Source organism: Pseudoalteromonas sp. NCCP-2140 (genome assembly GCF_023708065.1).
Taxonomy (GTDB): Bacteria; Pseudomonadota; Gammaproteobacteria; order Enterobacterales; family Alteromonadaceae; genus Pseudoalteromonas.
On record NZ_BRCZ01000019.1, the window covers coordinates 13,225 to 35,915 of the forward strand.

Below are 22,691 nucleotides of genomic sequence, written 5' to 3' on the forward strand. Positions count from 1 at the left end.
CCTTAACTAAAGTCAAATTAAACCTGTTAGTTGTATGAGTCTGGCGTATGCATTTTTCAGAACTTAATTACTTCGCGATTTTTTTTGCTGCCCTTGCATCTTTTCTATTAGGGGCTGTGTGGTATTCACCTTGGCTTTTTAAACGTATTTGGATGGAAAGCTGTGGTTTAACTGAACTTGACCTACAGAGTATTAACCCAGTTATGGTGTTTGGCGGCAGCTTTGTTTTATGTTGTTTAATTGCATTTAGTTTATCGTTATTTATTGGCGCAAATGTCAATGTGGGAGTAGCTGTTGGCACAGGGTTTATTATTGGCCTGTGCTGGGTTAGCTGTGCCTTAGGTATTGGTTATATTTTTGAACAACGCCCATTAAAATTGTTCTTAGTTAATGCAAGTTATTCAATATTACAGTTTTCTGTTATCGGCTTAGTTTTGGGGCTCTGGCCCTAACATGTTAAGGTAAGGTTTTATTTTAGCAATGTAGTTGTAATGGCAAAACCAAACAAAAAAGGCCCGACCAAAACAGTCGATATTTTTTGCTCACAATGTAAAACCCAATTATTTAAATACCGCAAAGGTGGAAAAGGAGCGTTGGTTAAATGTTTTGTTGAACGTATTAGCCAAGACTTTACCAATGAAACAGGTATCTGCCCTGACTGCCAACGTCAATTCGCCCGCGAAACCATGATCCGCGGCGCACCTGCTCTAAAAATCATCGGTGGTAAGGTAACCCATAAATAGAATTAAAATACGGACATTTATCCTCGTTTATCCCTCATGCTCTGATACTATTGACCGGTTTGCTGTTTCAATGAATGAAAACAACCCTCCCCATGGATTGGGCCAGTTGTATGGGTATAAACACATGAACAAAATGGACTCACGCACGTGATAGCACTTTTATTTGATATTATTGGCATGACAGGCACATTCTTAGTAGTTGGTGCTTTCTTTTTATTACAACTGAATAAAGCATCGCCAACTGGCCTTGTGTATAACATGATGAACTTAACAGGCGCGATTCTATTACTGATTAGTCTTTGTTATAACTTTAACCTTGCTAGTTTTGTTATCGAAATTTTCTGGATAGCGGCGTCACTTATTGGTTTATATAAGTACATCAAGGCAAAGCGTACTGGTAATGTTGAAACAGCTTAATTAAGCTTGGCTCAATAAAATTAAAACCCATTTTTAGCTGAAAGTGGGTTTTTTTGTATCTACTTCCGAGAACTCATCAACTAAAACTATAAAAACATTGCAAGCTTGCCAATCTTTTGTATTAATAGTGTAAACAAGGTGTTGCTTTTGCAGCATGGGCTATTAGTACAGGTATCTCGCAGCGTGAAGCTTTTAAGATGTTCAGCACTTTTTTCAATTGCAGTTGCCTCAACCATTCCAATGGTTGCAAATGCGACTGACGAGCAAGACTTATTCTCTTTAAGTTTTGAAGACTTGCTTAATGTGCAAGTCGATATTGCTAGTAAAACCAGCGAAACCCTGTCATCTGTTCCTTCAACCATGAGTGTATTTAGCCGTAAACAAATTCAAGCGCTTGGTGTTGATAACGCCTATGAGGTAATGAATTTTGTGCCAGGTATGCAATCAACCCGTGGCGATTGGGTTGGTGCTGTGCCTAAAGATCATGCTCGAGGTGTATATCTTGATAGCGGTAATGTACTGGTGATGATCAATGGTGAGCGTGTCAATGAATCATCATTTGGTAAAGCCTCTGTTTACATGCCTTATATTCCTATTGAAATCATTGAAAAAATAGAGTTTATTCGCGGTCCAGGCTCGGCGCTGTATGGCAGTAATGCGTTTTTAGGGGTGATGAATATTGTTACCTCTAAAGAGCGAAATGCTCTGCAACTTGTGGTTGGCAATAATGGTCGCTACGGGGCAACAGGGCAGTTCAATACCTCTTTAAGTGATGATACATCACTCTTTGCGAGTTTTTCGTATGATCAAAAAGACGGCGAAAGCTACCCGCAAGGAGTAAAAGATCCTCTTGAGGCGCTTTACCTAGAAGCAGGTGTTGATTACAAAAAGCTGCAATTACGTGCTCGCTACAACGAAACCTCTCTTGATGAATTTTTAAACCTTGCCGGCTATTCAACGCAAAATCAACACACCAGTGATAACACCTTTGTTGGCGTTAAATATAACTGGATTAATAACGATAAGTTAAAGCTAGATTCTAGTTACTCGTACACTAAACATAATATCTCAAGTGCTGGTTTAATCGCTGCGTTTGACGATATACCTGACTTTTTACTTGGCCCAGCTTGGCAAACTACCGATAGCAAATTTGAGACTGAACTGAGTTATCAATTTGAAAATCAATGGCAGCTTGCAGCGGGTATAGAGTACGCAGAGGCGAAACAAGTCGAAGCTGGGGTGCGTACTAATTACTATGATGATGAGTCGATGTTAGTGATTATTGACCCCGCTTATTTTCAGCAAGGTATTGTGACCGTGATGGACTTTCCTGAATTTGCATCACTTAAATATACCTTCGAAACATATAGCGCCTACGGGCAGTTAAAAATACCTTATTCAGATGCACTTACTTTATTTGTAGGGGCACGCTATGACGATGTGAAAGACATCGACAGTAAATTTTCGCCTCGCCTTGCGGGTGTTTATGTAATAAACCCAGAGCATACCGTTAAACTGCAATATGGCGAATCGTTCAGAACCCCAGTTACGAATGAGCTTTTTTCAAATGATGATGTCACAGTAGGTAACCCATCGCTTCGCTCTGAGTCGGTAAAAACCACTGAGTTTGTTTGGCATTATCAAACCTCAGAGTTACAAGCTAATGCGGTGCTTTTTTATAATGAACTCAATGATTTTATAAATATTGAGCCAACGCAATCTAATGATGCCTTGTTTACTTTTACAAATTCATTTAATACTCAAAACAGTGGTATTGAGCTTGATGGTACTTGGCAATCAAGTAAAGAGTTCTCTGTAACAGGTACCTATACGCAATACTTTGAAGACCCAATTAATGCGAGCTTTAAACGTTTTGCAAGCTTAGTGAGTAGTTATAATTTATCTGACAGCTGGCAAGTGAGTTTAAACCTACTATGGCGTGATAAAGTAGAAGTAAGTTCAGTTACCGGTGCTCACTTTAAACAGTCTGCCTATAGCTTATTAGGTGGCAGCTTGAAATGGCAGTTAAACGCAAACAGTCAACTAATGCTTAAAGCAGAAAACCTGTTAGGCAAAAAATATAATGTGTTTGATCCACGAATGGACAATGGCGCTGTCGCTGGTACAACAGAAGATTTATCGTTACACTACCAGTTCAATTTTTAGTTGCGCTGCTCGCAAAGGTTTGAATGTCGTCATTAAGTAAAAAGTTAGTTATTGCAGGTGCAATGCTTTTATTGTTGCTTGTATTAGTTTTTTACGTTGGACGCGCTCACGACTATCAACAAGCAGAGCAACAAAGCCGTGTTCAAGCTACTCAGTTAAGTCATTATTTTTCAAGCGAATTAGACCGATTTAAAACAATTCCGACCTTAGTCAGTGCCAATGATTTAGTTAAATCTTTTGTGGTTAAGCAAGGAATAGGCGAGCAGGCTGTTAATTATTATTTAGAAGATATCCAACGTGCCAGTGGTGCATCAGATGTCTATTTAATGGATTTAACAGGCTCGGTCGTGGCAAGTAGTAACTGGCAAGTTGATTACACCTTTTTGGGCAGTAACTTTGCTTTTCGACCTTATTTTTATTTAGCCAAGCAAGGTGAAAAAGTAGCTTATTTTGCTTTAGGTATGCGCTCAAGTGAGCGGGGCATTTACTTTTCAGAGCCGGTTATTGATAAAGGTAAAGTTATTGCCGTTGTTACCTTAAAAGTGAATGCGAAAAAGTTTGAACAAGACCGCCAGCTACTTAATGCATCAGACAGCACCCACTTCTATATCGCATTAGAAGATAGCGTTATTGTGATGTCAGACGTTGAGGACTGGCGATTAAAGTCACTTGAATCGCTTAACGACGAACAAATGGCTGCTTTGGTTAAGTCGCGCCGCTACTTGTCTCATAAACCGAGTTTACTTAATCATAATCATAAGTCTTTAAGTGAACAAACCGCACAGCAAAATATTCTGCTTAATGGCAAGCAAGCGCGCTTTATTAGTGCCACAGAAACAATAGACATTATAAACGCCAAAGCCAGTGTGCTGGTGGATGTAACTAATGTGGAGCTTGCGCAAATACCTCGACTGCTTTGGTTTAGTGTGTTTTATGCTATTGCTGTTGTGCTTATTCATATGGCGATGGTGCGCTTTGCGGGCTACAAAAAGCTCTTGTTTTCAAGACATAGCCTTGAGCAAGAAGTAATTGAACGAACCCAAGCGCTCGAAAAAGCGCAAAAAGCACTGATCCAAACAGCCAAGCTTGCAACGATAGGTCAATTAAGTGCGGGCATTAACCATGAAATCAATCAGCCCTTAAGTGCCATGAACACTTATTTAGTAAGTGCAAAGAGGCTGCTTATTAAAGGCAATATTGAGCAAGCCAGCGAAAATTTAGTGCTGGTGCAATCTCTAATAGAGCGTGTTCACAAAATTGTCGCTCAGCTTAAGCATTTTAGTAAACCCGCACAAACCCAACTTAGGCAGCAAAGCTTAGCGAGCATGTTAAAAAATGCGTTAATGATCGCCAGCGCCCAGTTAAAGCAAGACGATATCGAGGTAAAAGCTGCTGATATTGACGCAAACATTACTGTGTGGGTCGATAGCGTTAAGTTTGAACAAGTCTTGGTCAACGTGATCACCAATGCTAGCCAAGCAATGAGTGAATCTGAAAAGCGCGAATTGAGTTTCGACCTCGAACTATTCGACGACCGCGTAAAACTCTCTATTCTTGATACAGGCCCAGGTATTGATCAACATGCATTGGGTAACATCTTTGAGCCATTTTACAGTACTAAAACCAGCAACGGTTTAGGTTTGGGTTTATCTATTTCACGGCAAATTATCGACTCATTTAACGGTCGATTATCTGCGCATAACCGCCCTGAAGGCGGCGCACAATTTATAATAACCTTACAAACAAATAAGGAACCATCATGAGTGTAGTTGCAGCGACCTGTAATCAGGTAATCGTTATTGATGACGAAGCGGTGATACGCGATTCATTAAAGCAACTCCTTGAGATTGAAGGTTATCAAGTTCAGTGTTTTAGTGAGCCAACGGCGGCACTTTCAAAATTGAGTCGTCGTTTTGAAGGGATTGTTTTAAGTGACATAAACATGCCAAAAATGGACGGTTTGGCATTTTTAGAACAAGTGAAAGCCTTCGATAGTGAACTACCGGTTATTTTTCTTACCGGCTTTGCCGATGTATCGGTTGCTGTTAAAGCCATGCAACTTGGCGCTTATGATTTATTCGAAAAACCATTAACAGAGCAGTTGTTAGATTGTATCGCGCGCGCTTCAGAAAAACGTGCATTAGTGATGGAAAACCGCGCCTTAAAAATTGCTGTAGAGAAAACCTCTGCGCCCGGTGTGCGAATTTTAGGTGAAACCGAGCAAATGCAACAAATGATGCATTTACTCAATGCGGTTATCGATACTCCCGCTGATGTTCTAATAGAAGGTGAAACTGGAACTGGTAAAGAATTAGTTGCCCGTTACTTACATGATCAAAGTAACAGATCAGCGGCTAACTTTGTTGCCATAAACTGCGGCGCAATCCCCGAGCAACTGATTGAAAGTGAGCTATTTGGTGCAGCCAGTGGCGCATATACAGGTGCTACGCAATCTCGCCAAGGTAAGTTTGAATTTGCTAAAGGCGGTACTGTCTTTTTAGATGAAATAGAGTCAACACCTGCAAGTTTACAAGTAAAGTTATTAAGGGTGCTTGAAGAGCGTAAAGTAACGCCTGTAGGTGATAACCACGCCATTGATTTAGACGTGCGTATTGTTGCTGCCACCAAAGTAGACTTAATGACACTAGTCGAAGCGGGGGAGTTTAGAGCCGATTTATATTACCGCTTAAACTTAGTTAAAGTGAGTATTCCGGCATTACGAGACAGAAAGGCCGATATTCCACTGTTGTTTAAACATTTTAGCTCGATAGCGGCGACACGTTTTCATAAACCACCTGCACCACTCAGTAGTGAAGCAAAGCAGCGACTTCTTGCCTACGATTGGCCGGGTAATGTACGAGAGCTTAGAAATCAGGCCGAACGTGCCGTATTGCTAGGCTCTGATCTGGCCTTTGCCTCGTACAGTGATGCAAACAGTGACAACGAGCTTGCTCAAGACTTAAGCCTTGCCGAGAAAATTAGCTTTTATGAGCAGTCACTTATCGAAGAAGCGCTAGAACGAAACAACGGCAGCATAAAAGACACCATGGTCACATTACAAATTGCACGTAAAACCCTCTACGACAAGATGACCAAATACGGTATTAATCGCGAAATGTTCAAAGACTAAGCAACTCTCTCACATTAAACTCCTCACAATGGGTGGAACTGGTGACAGCACATTTTTAAAAATGTGTGGATATCCACCCATAAAAAAACAGCCTCTTTTACGTCAATAAAGTTAATTTACTGTTATTTAACAGCTTTTTTAAAATTAACTAAGTTGGCAACCAACTTGCCTTAATAGTTAGGAACAACAATTTGAACCTAATAAGGGGCGCATAATGACAACAATATTCACTCATACAAAAACACGCGTAGCAGCGGCTGTGATTTTAGCGAGCACAGCTGGCTCAGCAATGGCAGCAGACTACGCGGTATACGGTAAAGCAGAAGTTCAAATAGCAAACACAGATACAGGCGTTATGCGCTATGCAGATGAAGGTACGCAAATCGAAGCACCTTTTTCTCGTATTGGTATTAAAGGTAGCCACAAACTAACTGAGTCGCTAAAAGCAGTATTCAAATACGAAGTTCAAGTAAAAGGCTTTGAACATGACGATACCAGCGAGCCATTTTCAGCTCGTAATACTTACTTAGGCCTTGCAGGCGATTTTGGTGAAGTGGTTGTCGGTCGTAACGACACCCGTTTTAAATACTCAGAAGGTAAAGTTGACGGCTTTAACGAAACCCAAGCTGATATCGCTCAGCTGATCCCTGGTCAAGACCGTATCGGCGATACCATTACTTACAGCTCAAAAACGTATGGTGGCGCATCACTTGCGCTAACTTATGCACCAAAAGATGATAGCAGCAATGATGAATCTGGTTATGCTGCAACGGTTATTTATGGTGACCGTGCATTAAAATCTAAAGACTACTATGTCGCTATCAGCCACGTTGATGCACTAAATAAGTTAACAGCAAGCCGTGTGGTTGCCGCATGGAAACATGAAAACCTACAGTTAGCAGGTTTATTCCAACGCAGTGAATCTACTGACGGTACGAAAGAAGGCAATGGCTATGCAATTAGTGCAAGCTACGCAATCGATAAATGGGTACCGAAACTGCAATACGTTAAAGATGACTCAAAGATTCGCCATGCTGAAGAAGGTAAACAATGGACAGCAGGTGTTGACTATGTTTTTGATAAACAAACCACAGCATACTTATTCTATACTGATTTAGATTTAGAACTTGAATCAGATAACAGCGTTGCAATTGGCCTTAAATACAAGTTCTAAGGAGTCGGTATGTCATTAGTAAACCAAACAAAAGATGGCTCACAGCCACGCCCATTAATGAGCACAGTAATGCTACTGCTGGGCCCATTAGTGATGTTATTAACTTGCTTAATCGATCCACCAGCGGGTATGAGTGTATCAGCACTACGTACCGCAGGCCTTGCATTTTGGATGGCTTCTTGGTGGGTAAGCGAAGTTGTGCCAATTCCTGCTACTTCATTATTGCCACTGGTTATATCACCTCTTGCTGGCATTGCAGCAATCAAAGGGGTCGCGTCACCTTATGCACACCCTTTGATCTTTTTATTCTTAGGCGGCTTTTTGATCTCAATCGCAATGGAGCGTTGGGGTTTACATAAGCGTATTGCGCTTAATACCATGCTTCGTGCTGGTACTAAGCCAAGCCTACAAATTTTAGCCATGATGTTAGTAACGGCATTTTTATCAATGTGGATGTCAAATACAGCAACTGCTGTGATGATGCTACCAATTGCTATGTCAATTACTATGTTGGTTAAACAGTCTAACCCTGAAAATGATCAATTTGGTAAAGCGTTATTATTATCAATCGCTTACGGTGCAAGTATCGGTGGTATTGCTACTTTAATTGGTACCCCACCTAATGCACTTATGGCTGCGTATTTATCAGACAGCTACAAAATTGATATTGGCTTTGCTGAGTGGATGAAAGTAGGTGTACCACTTGCAACTGTTATGCTGGCTTTATGTTGGGTTTGGTTAACTAAGTTTGCTTATAAAGTAGATACCGATTGTGCCAAAGCAGCAAGTAAAGATACTAAATCGTTATTCTTATCGCAGTTACAAGAGCTTGGTGCAATGCAACGCGCTGAAAAAGGCGTAGCAGCCGTGTTTGTTTTAGCGGCAGTATGCTGGATCTTCAGACCTCTACTGGCTGATTTTTCAGGCTTGAAAATCTCTGATACCGGCATTGCTATAGCGGCAGCATTATTATTGTTCGTGTTACCAGCAAACAAAGGTGATGGTGAGCGTATTCTTGATTGGGAAAGTGCCGCTAAAGTACCGTGGGGCGTGTTGCTATTATTCGGAGGTGGTTTAACACTGGCTGCGCAAATTAAATCATCTGGTCTTGCTGAATACATTGCTCACATGATTGAAGGGGCGAGTGCAATTCCATTGGTATTAAGTGTTCTAGCAGTGGCAACCTTAATCACTTTCTTAACTGAGATCACCAGTAACACAGCTACAGCGGCAGGTTTCTTACCACTATTAGGCCCAGTTGCTGAGTCAGTATTTGGTACACCGCTGGTATGGGTAATTCCTGCGGCTATTGCGTGTAGCTGTGCGTTTATGATGCCAGTTGCGACACCGCCTAATGCAATAGTGTTCGGCTCTGGGCAAATTCAAATGCGCGATATGATCCGCTCTGGCTTTGCACTGAACATAATTGCTATTGCGATGATCACGGTAGTTACTATGACTATTGCCGCAGTGGTATTTGGTTTTTAGTTAAGCCTTTAAGTTTTCAACCTATTCCAATCAATAACAGCGCTCACTATGAGCGCTGTTTTTACATTTATTAAGTTGCTCAGATAAATATAGCTAGTTATAGTGGCTAAAATCGTTTATCAAGAGATGATGTTTTGACTGATATACACGCACAATTACAGAGTGAATTTATAAAACTCAACGATGCTTTTATGGCCGAGCCTTATTTAGCTATTGATCAGCGTATAAAGCTTTTAAAAACGATTAAATCCCGCCTAATTGAAAATGAGCAAGCCCTAGTTGCAGCAACAAGCAAAGACTTTGGTTACCGTACCGAGTTCGATACGGTACTGGGTGACTTATTGCCAACGGTAAAATCATTAACCGACACCATAAAGCGCTTACCTAAATGGTCACGAAACGAATCACGCAGTGTGGGTATCAGTTTATGGCCTTCATCGGCACATATTCATTACCAACCTAAAGGGGTCGTGGGTGTTATTGCGCCGTGGAATTACCCCATTCAATTAGCATTAGTACCGGCTCTTAGCGCATTAGCTGCGGGTAACCGCGTGATGTTAAAACTAAGCGAATTTACCCCACATACTAATGCTGTTATTAAGCAAATAATGGACAGTGACGTTGCTGAGCACTGCATTATTGTTGAAGGCGAAGCCGACACTGCCGCCTCTTTTTGTGATTTACCTTTTGCTCATTTACTATTTACTGGCTCAACTTCAGTAGGGCGTAAAGTGATGCAAGCGGCCAGTAAAAACCTCACCCCAGTGACCCTTGAGTTAGGCGGTAAATCACCGGTTGTGATTCTTGACGATATGAATATCAAAGAGGCTGCAAAAACTCTGTTATTTGGCAAGTTAAACAACGCAGGGCAAATATGTGTTGCGCCTGATTATGTGTTTGTGCCCAAAAAGCTTGAGCATCAGTTAGTTCTGCAACTCAGTGAGCTGTATAAAAAGCACTTTAAACAAGGAGTTGAAGGTAAGAACCTCACGTCTATTGTCTCTGATAGGCAATATCAACGCTTAATTGCGACACTAAATGATGCAAAAGACAAAGGGGCTCAAGTATTCGAGCCAATAGAAGGGCATCAAGTTGATGAACTCAAACATCGCATGGGTTTGCATATTTTAACGCAACTAAATGACGATATGCGGGTAATGCAAGAAGAGATCTTTGGCCCTTTACTGCCAATTATGAGTTATGAATCACTGCAAAAGGTGATTGACACTATCAATGCCGATTCATCACCTCTTGCCTTGTATATTTTGGGTCATGACAAAGACAAAATAAGTAAGTTAAGTTCATCAATCAGAAGTGGAACATTGGCAATTAACGATGTACTAATGCAGGTAACAGCAGATCAACTACCATTTGGTGGTATTGGTGAGTCAGGGATGGGGCACTATCATGGTATTGAGGGCTTTAAAACCTTTAGCCACGCACGAAATACCCTAGTATCAGGTAAGTTTAATCCACGTACCAGCTTATTGTTAAAGCAAAATAAGTTGCTGATCAAATTATTAAAATGGATGTACTTGCGCCGTTAAGCGCAAGTACTATGCGTATTTATAAACGCCCATCAGGTGCGTATAAACCAGCCTGAATTTTTGCATAAATCGCGTCTGCTTTTTCTTTCGCAGCTTCAATTTCTGCAGGCATCATATTGCGCTCATCAAGCTTACGGCTATGGCTTGCATCCATGTTGCCGTTGTATTCCGCAATGGTATTCCAAATGTATGATTTCTCGAGATTCTTAGGAACACCTAAACCCTCGTAATACATCAATGCCATATTAAACTGAGCAAGAGTAAAGTTATTTGCTGCCGCTTTTTGGTACCAGCTAAGCGCTGTACGGTAATCTTGAATTACCCCTTCGCCATTGGCGTACATAACCCCTAAATTAAACTGCGCTGCTGGGTGATTTTTTTGTGATGCCATTTCATATAATGAAATTGCTTTTTCTTTATCAAGTTTGACACCTTTACCTTCTTGATAAAGCACACCCAATGCAAACATTGAATCAGCATGTACTTTTTTTACTGCCTTTTCGTACAACTCTGCCGCTTTTTGGTAGTTGCGTTGTACACCAAAGCCACCTTCGTACATTTTAGCAAGCTCATACATTGCAGGGGCATAACCTCTGTCTGCAAGGTAATTAAATTCATGAAGTGCTTCTTCAAAACGACCTTCATTCGCCGCTAATTGGGCATCTTCAAGACTGGCATTTGCTAAAGGTGACAAGATTAACGTGCTAGCGAGCAATAGTGTTTTAAAATTAGGCTTGATCATAGTCTGCCTCCAAATGTGTGTTAGGTATCAATAGCAAAGCATTGAGCTATTGATAATATGCATTGCCAAACAGCCACTGAGCAAAACATCACTTTTAGTTTAGCCCTAACAGCTGCAAATGCCCAATTTATAGACAGCGGCAAGCTTTGCAATTAACAAGTAGGCTTAAGATACAGATTTTACAGAAAAAATTAAAGAAATAAAAAAAGCCCGTAGCGGGCTTTTTCGTGTCATATCTACCGTCACCGATATGAGCAATGTAGCAAGTAAAGTGTAACGTTTTATGTCTATGTTTGGGTCGAGGAAACAGACGACAATCAAGAGTTACGTCTTGAACTAACTTGGTTAAACAGCATCAAAGCCTTTAACAGCATGATGTTGCTGTGAGAATAGTTTAGCGAACCAAGTTGTTGATAACGATTATTACTTAGGTTTAGCTGTTCGTCAATACTTAAATGATAATTAATTTCATTTAATTGCTATTGCTGAATTTTTGTTCTTAGTGGTATGTTTACTTTGTTTTGAAACAGGATTTGAAAAAACTACAATGAAAAAGCTATCAAAGTATCTAATCGTATTTAGTTTGTTGTTCACCGTTGCTGGGTGTTCTCCTAGCTTTACTTACAATAATTTAGGTTGGTTATCAGGATTTTGGATTGATGATTATGTTGACCTCAACAGTGACCAAGCTGATAAATTTAAGCATATCGTCAAAACCAGCCGCGATTGGCATCGAGAAACACAACTTCCTTTATACAAACGTGATCTTGAAAGCTTAAAGACTATGTTAGATAAGCAAGTTGACCATAACGAACTTAAAGCACACTTTGTACAAGCAAAGCAGCATTGGCAAACGCTGGTTGATAAAATCGAGCCTGAACTTATCGATTTAGCAAACGCTCTTTCTTATGAACAGCGTGTTGAGTTTGTTGCAGCACTGCAAGAAAACATTAACGATGAATACCAAGAGCACGAAGAGAAAACGCCAGAGCAACATAGAAAAGAACGTTTAGAAGAAAACCTTGAAAACTATAAAGAGTGGTTCGGTACCAAGCTATCTGCACAGCAACAAACACTGATAGAGAACTCATCAAATACGCGAGTCAGTACATTTTTACTGTGGATGCAGTACAAGCAAAAGCGTTTAGATGCATTAAAAGCGCTATTTATGCAAAAGCAAAAACCAGCAGATTTTGATAGTCAACTCGCTGTTATCATTAATGACCGTTTTGCATTTATGAGCGATGAGTTAGTTGCCGCCGATGATAAAAATCTCGATAACTACGTTAACTTACTATTGGAGCTAAAACCTACATTAAACGAAAAACAACGTCGTAACATTCACGATGAGTTTGATGAGTTAATTGAGGAAGTGGCTGACTTAATCGATGACTAAAATTCTATTGGAATTGAGCTGTTTATTTGATCTATAAGGCGCTTTGCCACTGTAACAAAATAATAAAAATAAAGTAGGTTTATTCTTTAAGCCTTGTCACTGGTATAAAAATAAAATGAAAAAGCTGTGAAAAAATTCTATATCGTACTGATTTTATTATCATTAGTGTCTCACTTTCCCGCACTGGGGAAAAAGTTAACGTCACAAAGTGAGTTGTCTATTCAAATTGAACAAGCTTTGCATCGTGAATCGTTAGTTGGGGTTGTTTGGTCAACCGTTTCAGAAGATGGAATTGAATTAGGGGCGAAAGGGCTCGCCGATTTTGATTTGCAAATGAAGACAGATAACAAGGTTCAGAGTGGTTCTATTGTTAAAACGCTTATTGCCACTGGTGTATTACACCTTGTAACAGAAGGTAAACTGTCTCTCGATACACCAGTTAATGAAATTTTATCTGATATTGATTTTAAAAATTCTTGGTCATCAACCAACCCTGTTCGGGTTAGGCACTTGCTTGATCACACTTCGGGTCTCGAAGATATTCGACTTTGGCAACTTTTGACGACAAAAGCTGAGCCTGATACAGCCCTACAAAATACTATTGCACCAAATCAATTACATATAAGAAATCGCCCAGGAAGCCGCCTTTCATATTCTAATATTGGGTATGCTTTACTTGGTATGGTGATTGAAACGGTTGTGAATGAGCGCTACGAAGCATACCTCGATAAACAATTACTAGCGCCTCTGGGTATGCACATGAGCACGTTTGAATTTGTATCACAAGAGGGGCCTTTTCGAGATCCAATGCTCGCCATGGGTTACTTCGAAAATGGTGTCAGCCAAGTCACACTCCCTATGTATTTAAGACCTGCAGGACAATTCACAACGACAGCTAATGACATGGCACTGTTTGCTAGATTCTTGATGGGTGATGGAAAGGTAAATGGGCGTGTATTTATCGAATCTTCATTATTAAAAAGTATGGGTAAGCCTTTCAAAACCGAAGCTGCTTTAAATCAATTAACGGACATTGGTTACGCGTTTGGAGTTACAACTCGTGATAGGCATGGTGTAGTAGGTAAATGTCATAGTGGCTCTACTTTGGGTTATCGGACTAATTTTTGTTATTTCCCAAATGAGCAAAAAGCATTTTTTATTGCTTTTAATGCTGATATCGAAACAGCTGATTATAAACAATTTGATGATATGTTGATTAAGCACCTTGATATTAAAAAATATCAACCATTGACGCCATTAAGCTCAGAATTAAAAGTAGATGAATGGCAAGGTTTTTACACACTTTCTCCAACCCGAGTGAAGCGTTTTGAGTACTTTGACCAATTACTTCACTTTGCATTTGTATCGTTAGATGGGAACGATCTCGTACTTAAGCCTTTTCAGGGGCACGAGAAAGTCTTGCACCCTGTGGGCGGTAATTTATTTCGCGAGAACACAAAGCGAGTAGCCTCTCATGCACTATATATTTCTGACGGTGGTAAACACTTAATCACCGATGGTTTTCGAACATATAAGCAGACTAGTCTTTGGGTACTGGTACCAATGTGGTTGAGTTTATTATTTGGGTTAATCGGTTTGATATGGATACTGATTTACGGCTCTATTTGTTTGGTTTTAGGCCGTTTTAACTTAATGAGAAAAGTACAGATTCCTTTTTTAGCTACGACATTTCTGCTGGTTCCACTGCCATTGTTCTTGACTCAGTCATTTATGCGTATTGGTGAAGTGACAGCTGCGAGTAGTATTTTAGCTATAGCAACGACAATTTTACCGTTTGCCATGTTGTTTGGTTTATGGCGTGTATTAAATTATAAAAAAATGTCTCTTATTAATTACTTGAATGGTTTTGCAATGTTTTGCACATTGCAATGGTCTGTCATTTTAGTGATTTGGGGAGTGTTCCCCCTAAAGCTTTGGGGCTAGTTGATTTAATATTCACTGTAATAGAGTGCATCTTTATGCACTTTTTAGTAATAACTTGTTCCTATAATTCTTGTTTCGCGTTAAAATTAGGCAATTACAACAATAACGAGAAACTGGATGGATATTGGGGCGCTAAGAGGCACTCAAGCATTACGAAATAACGTTCTTAAATGGATGGGCTTTTGTCTTGGTGTGTTGGCTGGAATATTCGCCGTTTTCAATCTTTTTATTAATGACTTTTTTGTTCTTGGAGCATTAGAAGTCGTCTTTGCGTCGTTTTGTTTTTATATATTTTTTTATACCCGAAAACGCAATGGTCATCTTTGGCAGTCCCTCACCTTATGCGTGTTTTTAACGCTACTTATTACGTTAGGTACTTACCTTGGTAATATAAAAAGTTTGTTGTTCATTTGGACGTGCTCACTACCGGTTTTATTTTATCTGTTATTAGGTAAGCAATACGGCAAAGTTTTGTCGCTTCTAGTGGCAGTACTGCAAGGGGCTATTCTATTAACCAAACCAAGTCTTGAACCTCTCAATAGTGTCAACTTTTTACTTAATTTTTCGTTTACCTACATCAGTATCTGGGCTGTGTCTCATACCTTTGAGAATAGTCGTGCTGAATATGGTAAGCGGCTCGAGAATTTAGCGTTACTTGACCCTTTAACCGGAGCTGGTAACCGCTTGGCGATGACCCATTATTTTGAAGTTGAGCTAAAAAACAAAAATGGCTTGTTTATTTTAATGCTCGACCTTGATTACTTTAAGAATATAAACGATCAATATGGCCATGAAGTGGGTGACCGCATTTTAATTGAAGTAACCAGTTTCTTTAGACAGCGTATTAACAGAGGTTATGTTTTTCGTATTGGTGGTGAGGAGTTTGCTATTTTCTTACCTGATAGCGACCCGCAGAGTGCATTTGAATTTGCAGATATGCTGCGCGAGCAGTTATCAACGACTATCCACAACATTGATGAGGAAGCAATCAATCTGACCATTAGTATTGGTGTTGCTTGCTACATGCCAAACCAAACCCTTAAAAACTTTATTAAGCGTGCTGACGATGCGCTATACCAAGCCAAACAGCAAGGTCGAAATAGAGTGGTAACGGCTTATGAATTAAGCCAACAAAATAAAGCGAGTTAGTGCTTTAAAGTTAGCCTTTGTACATAGAGTCAAAGTCAGGAATGTTTGCTTCCCATACTGGAATATCTTTGCCTATGTATTCACGCATAGCATCAAAGAATAAACGTGTTCTTACAGGTAAGTCTCTGTGTGGGTAAACCGCATACACTGCGCTGTAATCGAGTAATTCCATATCGGTTAAAATAGGCACGAGATCGCCACGTTTAACTTCATCATCAAGAATAAAAGCCGGTGCTAGCACATAAGCATTGCCTGAGATAGCCTTCATCAAAAGTACTTCGGCATCGTTCGCACGAAAGACGCTTTTGATATTTTGCTCAATAATATCGCCATCGGCATTACGATAACGAATACCGCCAATGCGTTTACTTGGGCTTGAATAGCTAGCAGCAGGTAATTCTTTTAAGTCTTCAACATGTTTAGGCATACCGTATGTTTCGATGAACTCAGGTGAGGCTAAAAGTAACATACGGTTGCGGGCGATTTTACGAGCAATGAATGACGAGTCTTTTGGTTCGCCAACACGAAAAGCCAAATCATAGCCCTCTGATACTAAATCAATCAGTCTGTCGTCTAAACGAAGCTCTACTTCAACTTGCGGAAAACGTTTTTGAAAGTCGTTAATGACTGGCTGAATATAACGCTTACCGATAATACTTGATGAGGTAATTTTTAACGTACCACGGGGTTCTTGGTGGTAATTCTCTGCAAGTCTTACGGTATCTGATAGCAACTCTCTGAGTTCAGCTGCTTTTTTTACCATTTCAGCGCCAGCAGCAGTCAACGAAAAAGAGCGCGTGGTTCGATTAAGTAAACGCACTCCTAATTCATCTTCAAGACGGCTAATTTGTTTTGAAATGACAGAACGGTCTATATTTCTAGACTCTGCGGCTTTGGCAAATGAGCCTCGTTCAATCACTTCAAGCAACATTAATAAGCGACTGGTGGTATCCATAGCAGTTCCTCAAACTTTATTGGTGCCATTCTGGCATTAATGAATTTAAAAATCTATCATTTTTATCCGCTAATTAGTTCCGTAACATTGTCTCCAATCTATTAACAGGAGAGTCGTGATGAACAAATCTATTCTTGCAGTGGCAGTGACCATTGCGAGCTTAACGCTTGCAGGATGTGGCACAGAAGCCAACCAAGCAGCGCAGCAACAGCAATTACAACCTATCGATGTAGCACAAGTACTTGTAAAGCAAGTACAAAATTGGCACACCTATACAACGCGTTTAGAAGCGCCACAAGAAGTTGCGCTTATGCCGCGTGTTTCGGGTGTTATCGATAAAATTAACTTTAAAGAAGGTGACAGCGTTAAAGAAGGTGATTTGCTTTTCACCCTTGATGCTCGTCCATTTGCTGCCGTAGTAGATAGCTTAAAGGCACAAATCGAAAGTGCTAAGGCAGCACTTGAGCAAGCTAAAAGTGAAGCAAAACGCGCAGATCGCTTAACAGAGCGAAAAGCGATTTCAACGGAGCAAGCTGAGTCTCGTAAATCAACACTAAGACAACGCGAAGCACAATTGCTAGCACTACAAGCTGAGCTTACTGCCGCTGAGCTTGATTTAGCATTTACGCAAGTGCGTTCGCCAATTGATGGCGTTGTATCGCGCGCTAATATAACCAAAGGTAACAATGTTCTTGCAGGTCAAAGCGTATTAACAAGCATTGTTTCAAACCAGCAAATGTATGCTTATTTTGATATTGATGAGCGTACGTGGAATCGGTCATTTGCTGATGTGACAGCGCAAAGTGAACAAGCGGTTGTGATGCAAAAAGTGGGTCAAACCAGCTTTAATTACAATGGCAAAATCAACTTCATTGATAACCAAATCAACGAAACTACAGGCACTCTTCGTGTACGTGCGGTGTTCGAAAACGATGAACAACAATTACGTGCAGGTTCATTTGCTCGTATCAAACTTGCTGCCAATAAAGTGAGCGAAAAAGTCATCGTGCCAGAACGTGCAATTGGTACTGATTTAAAGAATCGCTTTGTACTTACCGTAGGTGAAGGCAATGTTCTTGAATATAAATTAGTGACTGTGGGTGAGCGTTACGGCAGCTTACGCGCGATTACATCGGGTCTAAACGAAAATGATGTGATTGCTGTGAATGGTCCGGCGCGTGTAGGTCCTGGTATGCCAATTTCACCAAACACAGTCACTATTAATAGCGACGGAATTGCATTTACTCTTTCAAATAATCACTCAGATTTGGTTGCTAAACAGTAGGTCAAAATGAAATTTTCACACTTTTTTATCCAGCGACCCATCTTTGCAGCGATGCTGTCGCTTATCTTTCTCATTGCAGGGGCAATCTCGTTATTTCAATTGCCAGTGAGTGAGTACCCAGAGGTAGTGCCTCCAACTGTTGTTGTGACGGCAAGTTACCCGGGTGCAAACCCAACGGTGATTGCCGAAACGGTAGCGACGCCGCTTGAGCAAGAAATCAATGGTACTGAAAACATGTTGTATATGTTTTCGCAAGCGACCAGTGATGGCCGTATGACTTTAACAGTCACCTTTGCATTAGGGACTGATTTAGACCGTGCGCAAGTACAAGTGCAAAACCGTGTTAACAGTGCGCTTCCACGCTTACCGCAAGAAGTTCAGCGTTTAGGTGTTGTAGCTGAAAAATCATCACCAGATTTAACCATGGTGGTGCATTTATATTCACCAGAAAAAACGCATGATACAACTTACTTAGCGAACTATGCTGATTTGTATATCAAAGATCAAATTGCTCGTCTTTCAGGTGTGGGTGATGTTCGTATGTTTGGCGGTGGCCAGTACTCAATGCGTGTTTGGCTTAACCCTGATGCACTCTCTGCACGTGACTTAACAGCCATGGACGTAGTAAATGCATTACGCGCGCAAAACCAGCAGGTTGCTGCGGGTAGTTTAGGTGCACAACCAACTTCGAAAAGTAATCAATTTCAAATTCTGATGAATGTAAAAGGGCGCTTAAGCTCAAAAGAAGAATTTGAAAATGTGATCATCAAAGTGGGTGAGCAAGGTCAGCTTACACGCCTAAGTGATGTTGCACGCCTTGAATTAGGTCAAGACACCTATGCACTAAGAGCGATGTTAGATGGTCAACCAGCCCTTGCAATGCCAGTATTCCAGCGCCCGGGTTCAAATGCGATTGAGCTGTCTGATCAAGTGCGTGAAACCATGAAAGGTTTATCAAAAGACTTTCCGGCTGGTGTTGAATACGACATTGTTTATGACCCAACTGTATTCGTACGCGGCTCAATTGATGCTGTAATTAAAACGCTACTAGAGGCAATTGCGTTAGTGGTTATTGTTGTAGTGGTGTTCTTACAAACATGGCGTGCATCGGTTATTCCACTGATTGCGGTACCGGTGTCATTGATTGGTACGTTTGCGGTTATGCAATGGCTTGGTGTATCTATTAATACCTTATCGTTATTCGGCTTGGTTCTTGCCATTGGTATTGTTGTTGATGATGCCATTGTTGTAGTTGAAAACGTTGAGCGTAATATCGAGCAGGGCTTATCACCGCTTGAAGCAACCCGTGTTGCGATGACCGAAGTAACAGGGCCAATTATCGCCATTGCACTCGTACTGTGTGCGGTATTTATTCCTACTGCTTTCATTACAGGTTTATCTGGTCAATTTTATAAGCAATTTGCATTAACCATTACTATTTCAACGGTTATCTCAGCGTTTAACTCGTTAACACTATCACCTGCATTATCAGCGCTGTTACTAAAAGGCCATGATGCAAAACCAGATCGCTTAACTAAGTTATTAAACCGTGTATTCGGTAACTGGTTATTTAAACCTTTTAACCGCTTGTTTGATAAAGGCGCCAATGGCTACGAAAAGCTCGTGCAAAAGCTAATTCGTATGAGTGTAATTGTATTAGTTGCTTATGTTGCGCTTGTTGGTGGCACAGTTAAATTGTTCGATGCTGTACCAGGCGGTTTTATCCCACAGCAAGATAAGCAATATTTAGTGGCTGTGGCACAGCTACCAGATGCGGCAAGCTTAGATAGAACTCAAGAAGTCGTGCAAGAAATGGAAAAAATTGCATTACAAGTACCGGGTGTTGCAAACACAGTATCGTTTCCTGGTTTATCGGTGAATGGTTTCACAAATAGCCCAAATAGCGGCATTATGTTTACTCCACTTGCACCTTTTGAAGAACGCCAAGATCCGAGTATGTCAGCAATGGCAATTGCGGCTCAGTTAAATCAAAGGTTTGCGACTATTGATGAAGCGTTTGTTGCGGTATTCCCACCACCACCAATTCAAGGTTTAGGAACAACAGGTGGCTTTAAACTACAAATTGAAGACCGTGCTAACAAAGGCTTTGAGGCACTCTTTAATAGCTTACAAGCAACCATTGCTAAAGCACAGCAAGACCCTGCGTTAATGGGCCTATACTCAACCTTTAGAATTCAAGTACCACAAATGGATATCGACATTGATCGTGAGCAAGCGCTTATTCAAGGTATTCCACTTGATGAAGTATTTAATGCCTTACAAGTGTACTTAGGTTCTGTGTACGTGAATGACTTTAACTTGTTTGGTCGTACTTATCAGGTCAATGCGCAAGCTGATGCCGATTACCGTCAAGATCCAGATCAAATCTTGAATCTTAAAGTACGTAACCGTATGGGTGAGATGGTGCCATTAGGCTCTGTATTAACGGTCACGCCTACAACAGGCCCAGATCGTGTAATGCACTATAACGGTTATCCAACAGCTGAACTAAATGGTAGCCCTGCGCCAGGTTATAGCTCAGACCAAGCACAGCATGCGATTGAAGTAATCCTTGCCGATACATTACCAAATGGTATCGAGTTTGAATGGACAGAAGTAACGTATCAGCAAATATTAGCGGGTAATACCATGGTGTATGTTTTCCCACTGGTTGTATTACTTGTGTTCATGGTACTTGCTGCGCAATACGAGAGCTTAAGATTACCACTGGCCATTATTTTGATTGTGCCTATGACGATTTTCTCGGCCTTGTTAGGTGTGTGGCTTGTTGGTGATGACAACAACATCTTCACGCAAATCGCATTAATCGTACTGGTTGCACTGGCAAGCAAAAACGCCATCTTGATGGTTGAATTTGCACGAGATCAGCATAAAACGGGGCTGTCTCACCTTGAAGCCATTATTAAAGCGTGTCGCTTAAGACTTCGCCCAATTTTAATGACATCAATTGCCTTTACAGCAGGTGTTGTACCCCTTGTTTTAGCAACTGGTGCAGGTGCAGAGATGCGTCATGCCATGGGTAACGCGGTATTCTCAGGCATGATTGGTGTAACCGTGTTTGGCTTATTGTTCACCCCGGTATTTTATATGTTAGTAACTAAAAAATCGCAGAAGGAGCAACACGATGCATAAGCCTCTTAATGCAATCTTTAAACACGGCAAACTAGTTAGTGCAATGCTGTTAGCCGGAGCACTGGCAGGCTGCGCACAAAGCGTCGATATGCAAGAGCAGCAAGTGAGCCTGACACAATTTGTTAGCGATACACAAATTGGTGAACAAAACGAAGGTGCGAGCGAAAATAATTGGTGGCGCCGTTTAGATTCGCCGCAGTTAAACAATTTAGTGACTGATGCATTAGCAATGAATCACGACCTAAAAACCAGTCAACTTCAACTTGATGCAGCCATTGCCCGTTTAGGTGCAGCCCGCGCGGATTATTATCCGCAGGGCAGCCTAAGCGTGGGTGCAGAGCGCAGTAGCTTAGATGGCGCTATTACGCGCCAGTCAAACGCAGGGGTTAATGTTAATTGGCAGCTTGATTTGTTTGGTCGTATTACAGCGTTAGTCGATGCTGCTAATGCAGGTGCACTAAACCAAGCAGAGCAGCTAAGAGCATTACAGGTTGAAGTGGTTTCAGCTGTGGTACAAGGCTATGTGAGCTATCAAGGTAATGTACAAAAGCAAGCTATCATTGAGATGCAAATCGAGGCGCTCGAGCAAAGTATAGATGTGCTCAAAGCGCGAGTAGAAGAGGGGGTTGCGAATGAGCTTGATCTTAACCGTACTCTTGCGCAGTTAAAGCAGCAACAAGCGCTTATTCCTGAGCTTAGTTACTTGCAATATCGTGACCTCGCAACCCTTGCGGTACTAACTGGTCGACTTGCAAGCGACATAACCTTGATAGAAGAGCCTGAGTTATTAAGCCACGAATTTAGCGTGTCGTTTAATAAAGCCAGTGAAGCAATGGCACTCAGACCAGATATCACCAGTGCTTTGTATCAGTTTAGTCAGGCTTATTCGCTAAGTGTTGCCGCCTCAAAAGCATTACTGCCAGATATTAGTCTGGCAGGGTTTGCAGGTGTGGTGAGCTTAACCAGTAATGGCTTAGAAGATACCGTGCAACAATGGCAAGTAACGCCAACAGTTGAATGGTCATTACTCAGCTATCCTGCATTATTAGCTCAGCGTGATGCACAGCAGTTTTTAAGTGAAGCCGCTTACAGTGATTATCAAAGTAAAGTATTAAAAGCCATTAGCGATAGTGAACTTACTTTACAAAGGCTAGTCAAACAGCAGCAACAGTTAAGTTATGCTGATCAGCGTTTTAATTATGCGAATAAAGCATTTGGTCAAGCTCAAGCAATGTATCAAGAAGGACAAATTCCTTACTTAGAGTTGTTAGATGCGAGACAGGATGTTTTAATAGCGCAAGAGAACGCTGTTGATTCAACAATTGCTTCGTTACAGGCCAAAGTAAGTGCTTATCAAGCGTTTAATGGTCGCTGGAGCTTTGAACTAAACAACCTTTAACCC

17 protein-coding genes are annotated in these 22,691 nt (G+C 41.0%); 15 read left to right on the forward strand and 2 right to left on the reverse strand.

Annotation, left to right across the window (positions count from 1 at the left end; genetic code table 11):
* The first annotated feature begins 47 nt into the window (after window positions 1-47).
* The 9 genes from NFU46_RS19825 to NFU46_RS19865 all read left to right on the forward strand — a co-directional run bounded on the left by NFU46_RS19825 (window position 48) and on the right by NFU46_RS19865 (window position 10,665).
* A complete protein-coding gene (locus NFU46_RS19825; RefSeq protein WP_054563975.1) occupies window positions 48-452 on the forward strand; it encodes a DUF1761 domain-containing protein in 405 nt (134 codons plus the stop codon).
* Window positions 453-491: 39 nt separating this feature from the next.
* The gene (locus tag NFU46_RS19830; RefSeq protein ID WP_054563976.1) at window positions 492-743 is read left to right on the forward strand and encodes a hypothetical protein; all 252 of its coding nucleotides are present in this window, start codon (window positions 492-494) and stop codon (window positions 741-743) included.
* 147 nt (window positions 744-890) lie between these two features.
* On the forward strand, window positions 891-1,160 hold the full coding sequence (locus NFU46_RS19835; RefSeq protein WP_054552127.1) for a hypothetical protein: 270 nt from the start codon (window positions 891-893) through the stop codon (window positions 1,158-1,160).
* A gap of 183 nt (window positions 1,161-1,343) precedes the next feature.
* Window positions 1,344-3,326: a TonB-dependent siderophore receptor gene (locus NFU46_RS19840; RefSeq protein WP_251604309.1), complete on the forward strand. Its 1,983-nt coding sequence runs from the start codon at window positions 1,344-1,346 to the stop codon at window positions 3,324-3,326.
* A gap of 23 nt (window positions 3,327-3,349) precedes the next feature.
* Window positions 3,350-5,089, forward strand: coding sequence for an ATP-binding protein (locus tag NFU46_RS19845; protein WP_251604310.1), 1,740 nt, complete (start codon window positions 3,350-3,352; stop codon window positions 5,087-5,089).
* Window positions 5,086-6,456, forward strand: coding sequence for a sigma-54 dependent transcriptional regulator (locus NFU46_RS19850; protein ID WP_130167551.1), 1,371 nt, complete (start codon window positions 5,086-5,088; stop codon window positions 6,454-6,456). Before NFU46_RS19845 ends, NFU46_RS19850 begins: the two co-directional genes overlap by 4 nt.
* Window positions 6,457-6,670: 214 nt before the next feature.
* Window positions 6,671-7,630, forward strand: a complete 960-nt coding sequence (locus NFU46_RS19855) for a porin (RefSeq protein WP_175081478.1) — start codon at window positions 6,671-6,673, stop codon at window positions 7,628-7,630.
* Between the two features lie 57 nt (window positions 7,631-7,687).
* A complete protein-coding gene (locus NFU46_RS19860) occupies window positions 7,688-9,118 on the forward strand; it encodes an SLC13 family permease (RefSeq protein WP_251604343.1) in 1,431 nt (476 codons plus the stop codon).
* A gap of 191 nt (window positions 9,119-9,309) precedes the next feature.
* A complete protein-coding gene (locus NFU46_RS19865; protein WP_251604345.1) occupies window positions 9,310-10,665 on the forward strand; it encodes a coniferyl aldehyde dehydrogenase in 1,356 nt (451 codons plus the stop codon).
* 19 nt (window positions 10,666-10,684) lie between these two features.
* On the opposite strand, the gene NFU46_RS19870 is transcribed toward NFU46_RS19865, so the two are convergent.
* Window positions 10,685-11,407, reverse strand: a complete 723-nt coding sequence (locus NFU46_RS19870) for a tetratricopeptide repeat protein (protein ID WP_175080098.1) — start codon at window positions 11,405-11,407, stop codon at window positions 10,685-10,687.
* 547 nt (window positions 11,408-11,954) lie between these two features.
* Between NFU46_RS19870 and NFU46_RS19875 the strand changes: the two genes are divergently transcribed.
* The 3 genes from NFU46_RS19875 to NFU46_RS19885 all read left to right on the forward strand — a co-directional run bounded on the left by NFU46_RS19875 (window position 11,955) and on the right by NFU46_RS19885 (window position 15,896).
* The gene (locus NFU46_RS19875; protein ID WP_251604312.1) at window positions 11,955-12,803 is read left to right on the forward strand and encodes a DUF6279 family lipoprotein; all 849 of its coding nucleotides are present in this window, start codon (window positions 11,955-11,957) and stop codon (window positions 12,801-12,803) included.
* 126 nt (window positions 12,804-12,929) lie between these two features.
* On the forward strand, window positions 12,930-14,747 hold the full coding sequence (locus NFU46_RS19880) for a serine hydrolase (protein ID WP_251604314.1): 1,818 nt from the start codon (window positions 12,930-12,932) through the stop codon (window positions 14,745-14,747).
* Window positions 14,748-14,864: 117 nt separating this feature from the next.
* A complete protein-coding gene (locus tag NFU46_RS19885; protein WP_251604316.1) occupies window positions 14,865-15,896 on the forward strand; it encodes a GGDEF domain-containing protein in 1,032 nt (343 codons plus the stop codon).
* A gap of 10 nt (window positions 15,897-15,906) precedes the next feature.
* Here the strand turns inward: NFU46_RS19885 and NFU46_RS19890 are convergent, their stop codons facing one another.
* Complete coding sequence (locus tag NFU46_RS19890; RefSeq protein ID WP_251604318.1) at window positions 15,907-16,851, reverse strand: LysR family transcriptional regulator; 945 nt, start codon at window positions 16,849-16,851, stop codon at window positions 15,907-15,909.
* A gap of 118 nt (window positions 16,852-16,969) precedes the next feature.
* Here NFU46_RS19890 and NFU46_RS19895 point away from each other — a divergent pair, with 118 nt between their 5' ends.
* The 3 genes from NFU46_RS19895 to NFU46_RS19905 are packed head-to-tail and all read left to right on the forward strand — an operon-like array spanning window position 16,970 to window position 22,688.
* Window positions 16,970-18,136, forward strand: a complete 1,167-nt coding sequence (locus tag NFU46_RS19895) for an efflux RND transporter periplasmic adaptor subunit (protein WP_251604321.1) — start codon at window positions 16,970-16,972, stop codon at window positions 18,134-18,136.
* Window positions 18,137-18,142: 6 nt separating this feature from the next.
* Complete coding sequence (locus NFU46_RS19900) at window positions 18,143-21,289, forward strand: efflux RND transporter permease subunit (RefSeq protein WP_251604323.1); 3,147 nt, start codon at window positions 18,143-18,145, stop codon at window positions 21,287-21,289.
* On the forward strand, window positions 21,282-22,688 hold the full coding sequence (locus NFU46_RS19905; protein ID WP_251604325.1) for a TolC family protein: 1,407 nt from the start codon (window positions 21,282-21,284) through the stop codon (window positions 22,686-22,688). The genes NFU46_RS19900 and NFU46_RS19905 overlap by 8 nt, the downstream gene beginning before the upstream one ends.
* Window positions 22,689-22,691: the final 3 nt, after the last annotated feature.

Coding starts and splice junctions, on each gene's coding strand:
- NFU46_RS19845 (WP_251604310.1), top strand. CDS start 3,350: ATGTCGTCATTAAGTAAAAAGTTAGTTATTGCAGGTGCAATGCTTTTA.
- NFU46_RS19890 (WP_251604318.1), bottom strand. CDS start 16,851: ATGGATACCACCAGTCGCTTATTAATGTTGCTTGAAGTGATTGAACGA.
- NFU46_RS19865 (WP_251604345.1), top strand. CDS start 9,310: ATGGCCGAGCCTTATTTAGCTATTGATCAGCGTATAAAGCTTTTAAAA.
- NFU46_RS19825 (WP_054563975.1), top strand. CDS start 48: ATGCATTTTTCAGAACTTAATTACTTCGCGATTTTTTTTGCTGCCCTT.
- NFU46_RS19855 (WP_175081478.1), top strand. CDS start 6,671: ATGACAACAATATTCACTCATACAAAAACACGCGTAGCAGCGGCTGTG.
- NFU46_RS19900 (WP_251604323.1), top strand. CDS start 18,143: ATGAAATTTTCACACTTTTTTATCCAGCGACCCATCTTTGCAGCGATG.
- NFU46_RS19830 (WP_054563976.1), top strand. CDS start 492: ATGGCAAAACCAAACAAAAAAGGCCCGACCAAAACAGTCGATATTTTT.
- NFU46_RS19860 (WP_251604343.1), top strand. CDS start 7,688: ATGAGCACAGTAATGCTACTGCTGGGCCCATTAGTGATGTTATTAACT.
- NFU46_RS19905 (WP_251604325.1), top strand. CDS start 21,282: ATGCATAAGCCTCTTAATGCAATCTTTAAACACGGCAAACTAGTTAGT.
- NFU46_RS19885 (WP_251604316.1), top strand. CDS start 14,865: ATGGATATTGGGGCGCTAAGAGGCACTCAAGCATTACGAAATAACGTT.
- NFU46_RS19875 (WP_251604312.1), top strand. CDS start 11,955: ATGAAAAAGCTATCAAAGTATCTAATCGTATTTAGTTTGTTGTTCACC.
- NFU46_RS19850 (WP_130167551.1), top strand. CDS start 5,086: ATGAGTGTAGTTGCAGCGACCTGTAATCAGGTAATCGTTATTGATGAC.
- NFU46_RS19870 (WP_175080098.1), bottom strand. CDS start 11,407: ATGATCAAGCCTAATTTTAAAACACTATTGCTCGCTAGCACGTTAATC.
- NFU46_RS19895 (WP_251604321.1), top strand. CDS start 16,970: ATGAACAAATCTATTCTTGCAGTGGCAGTGACCATTGCGAGCTTAACG.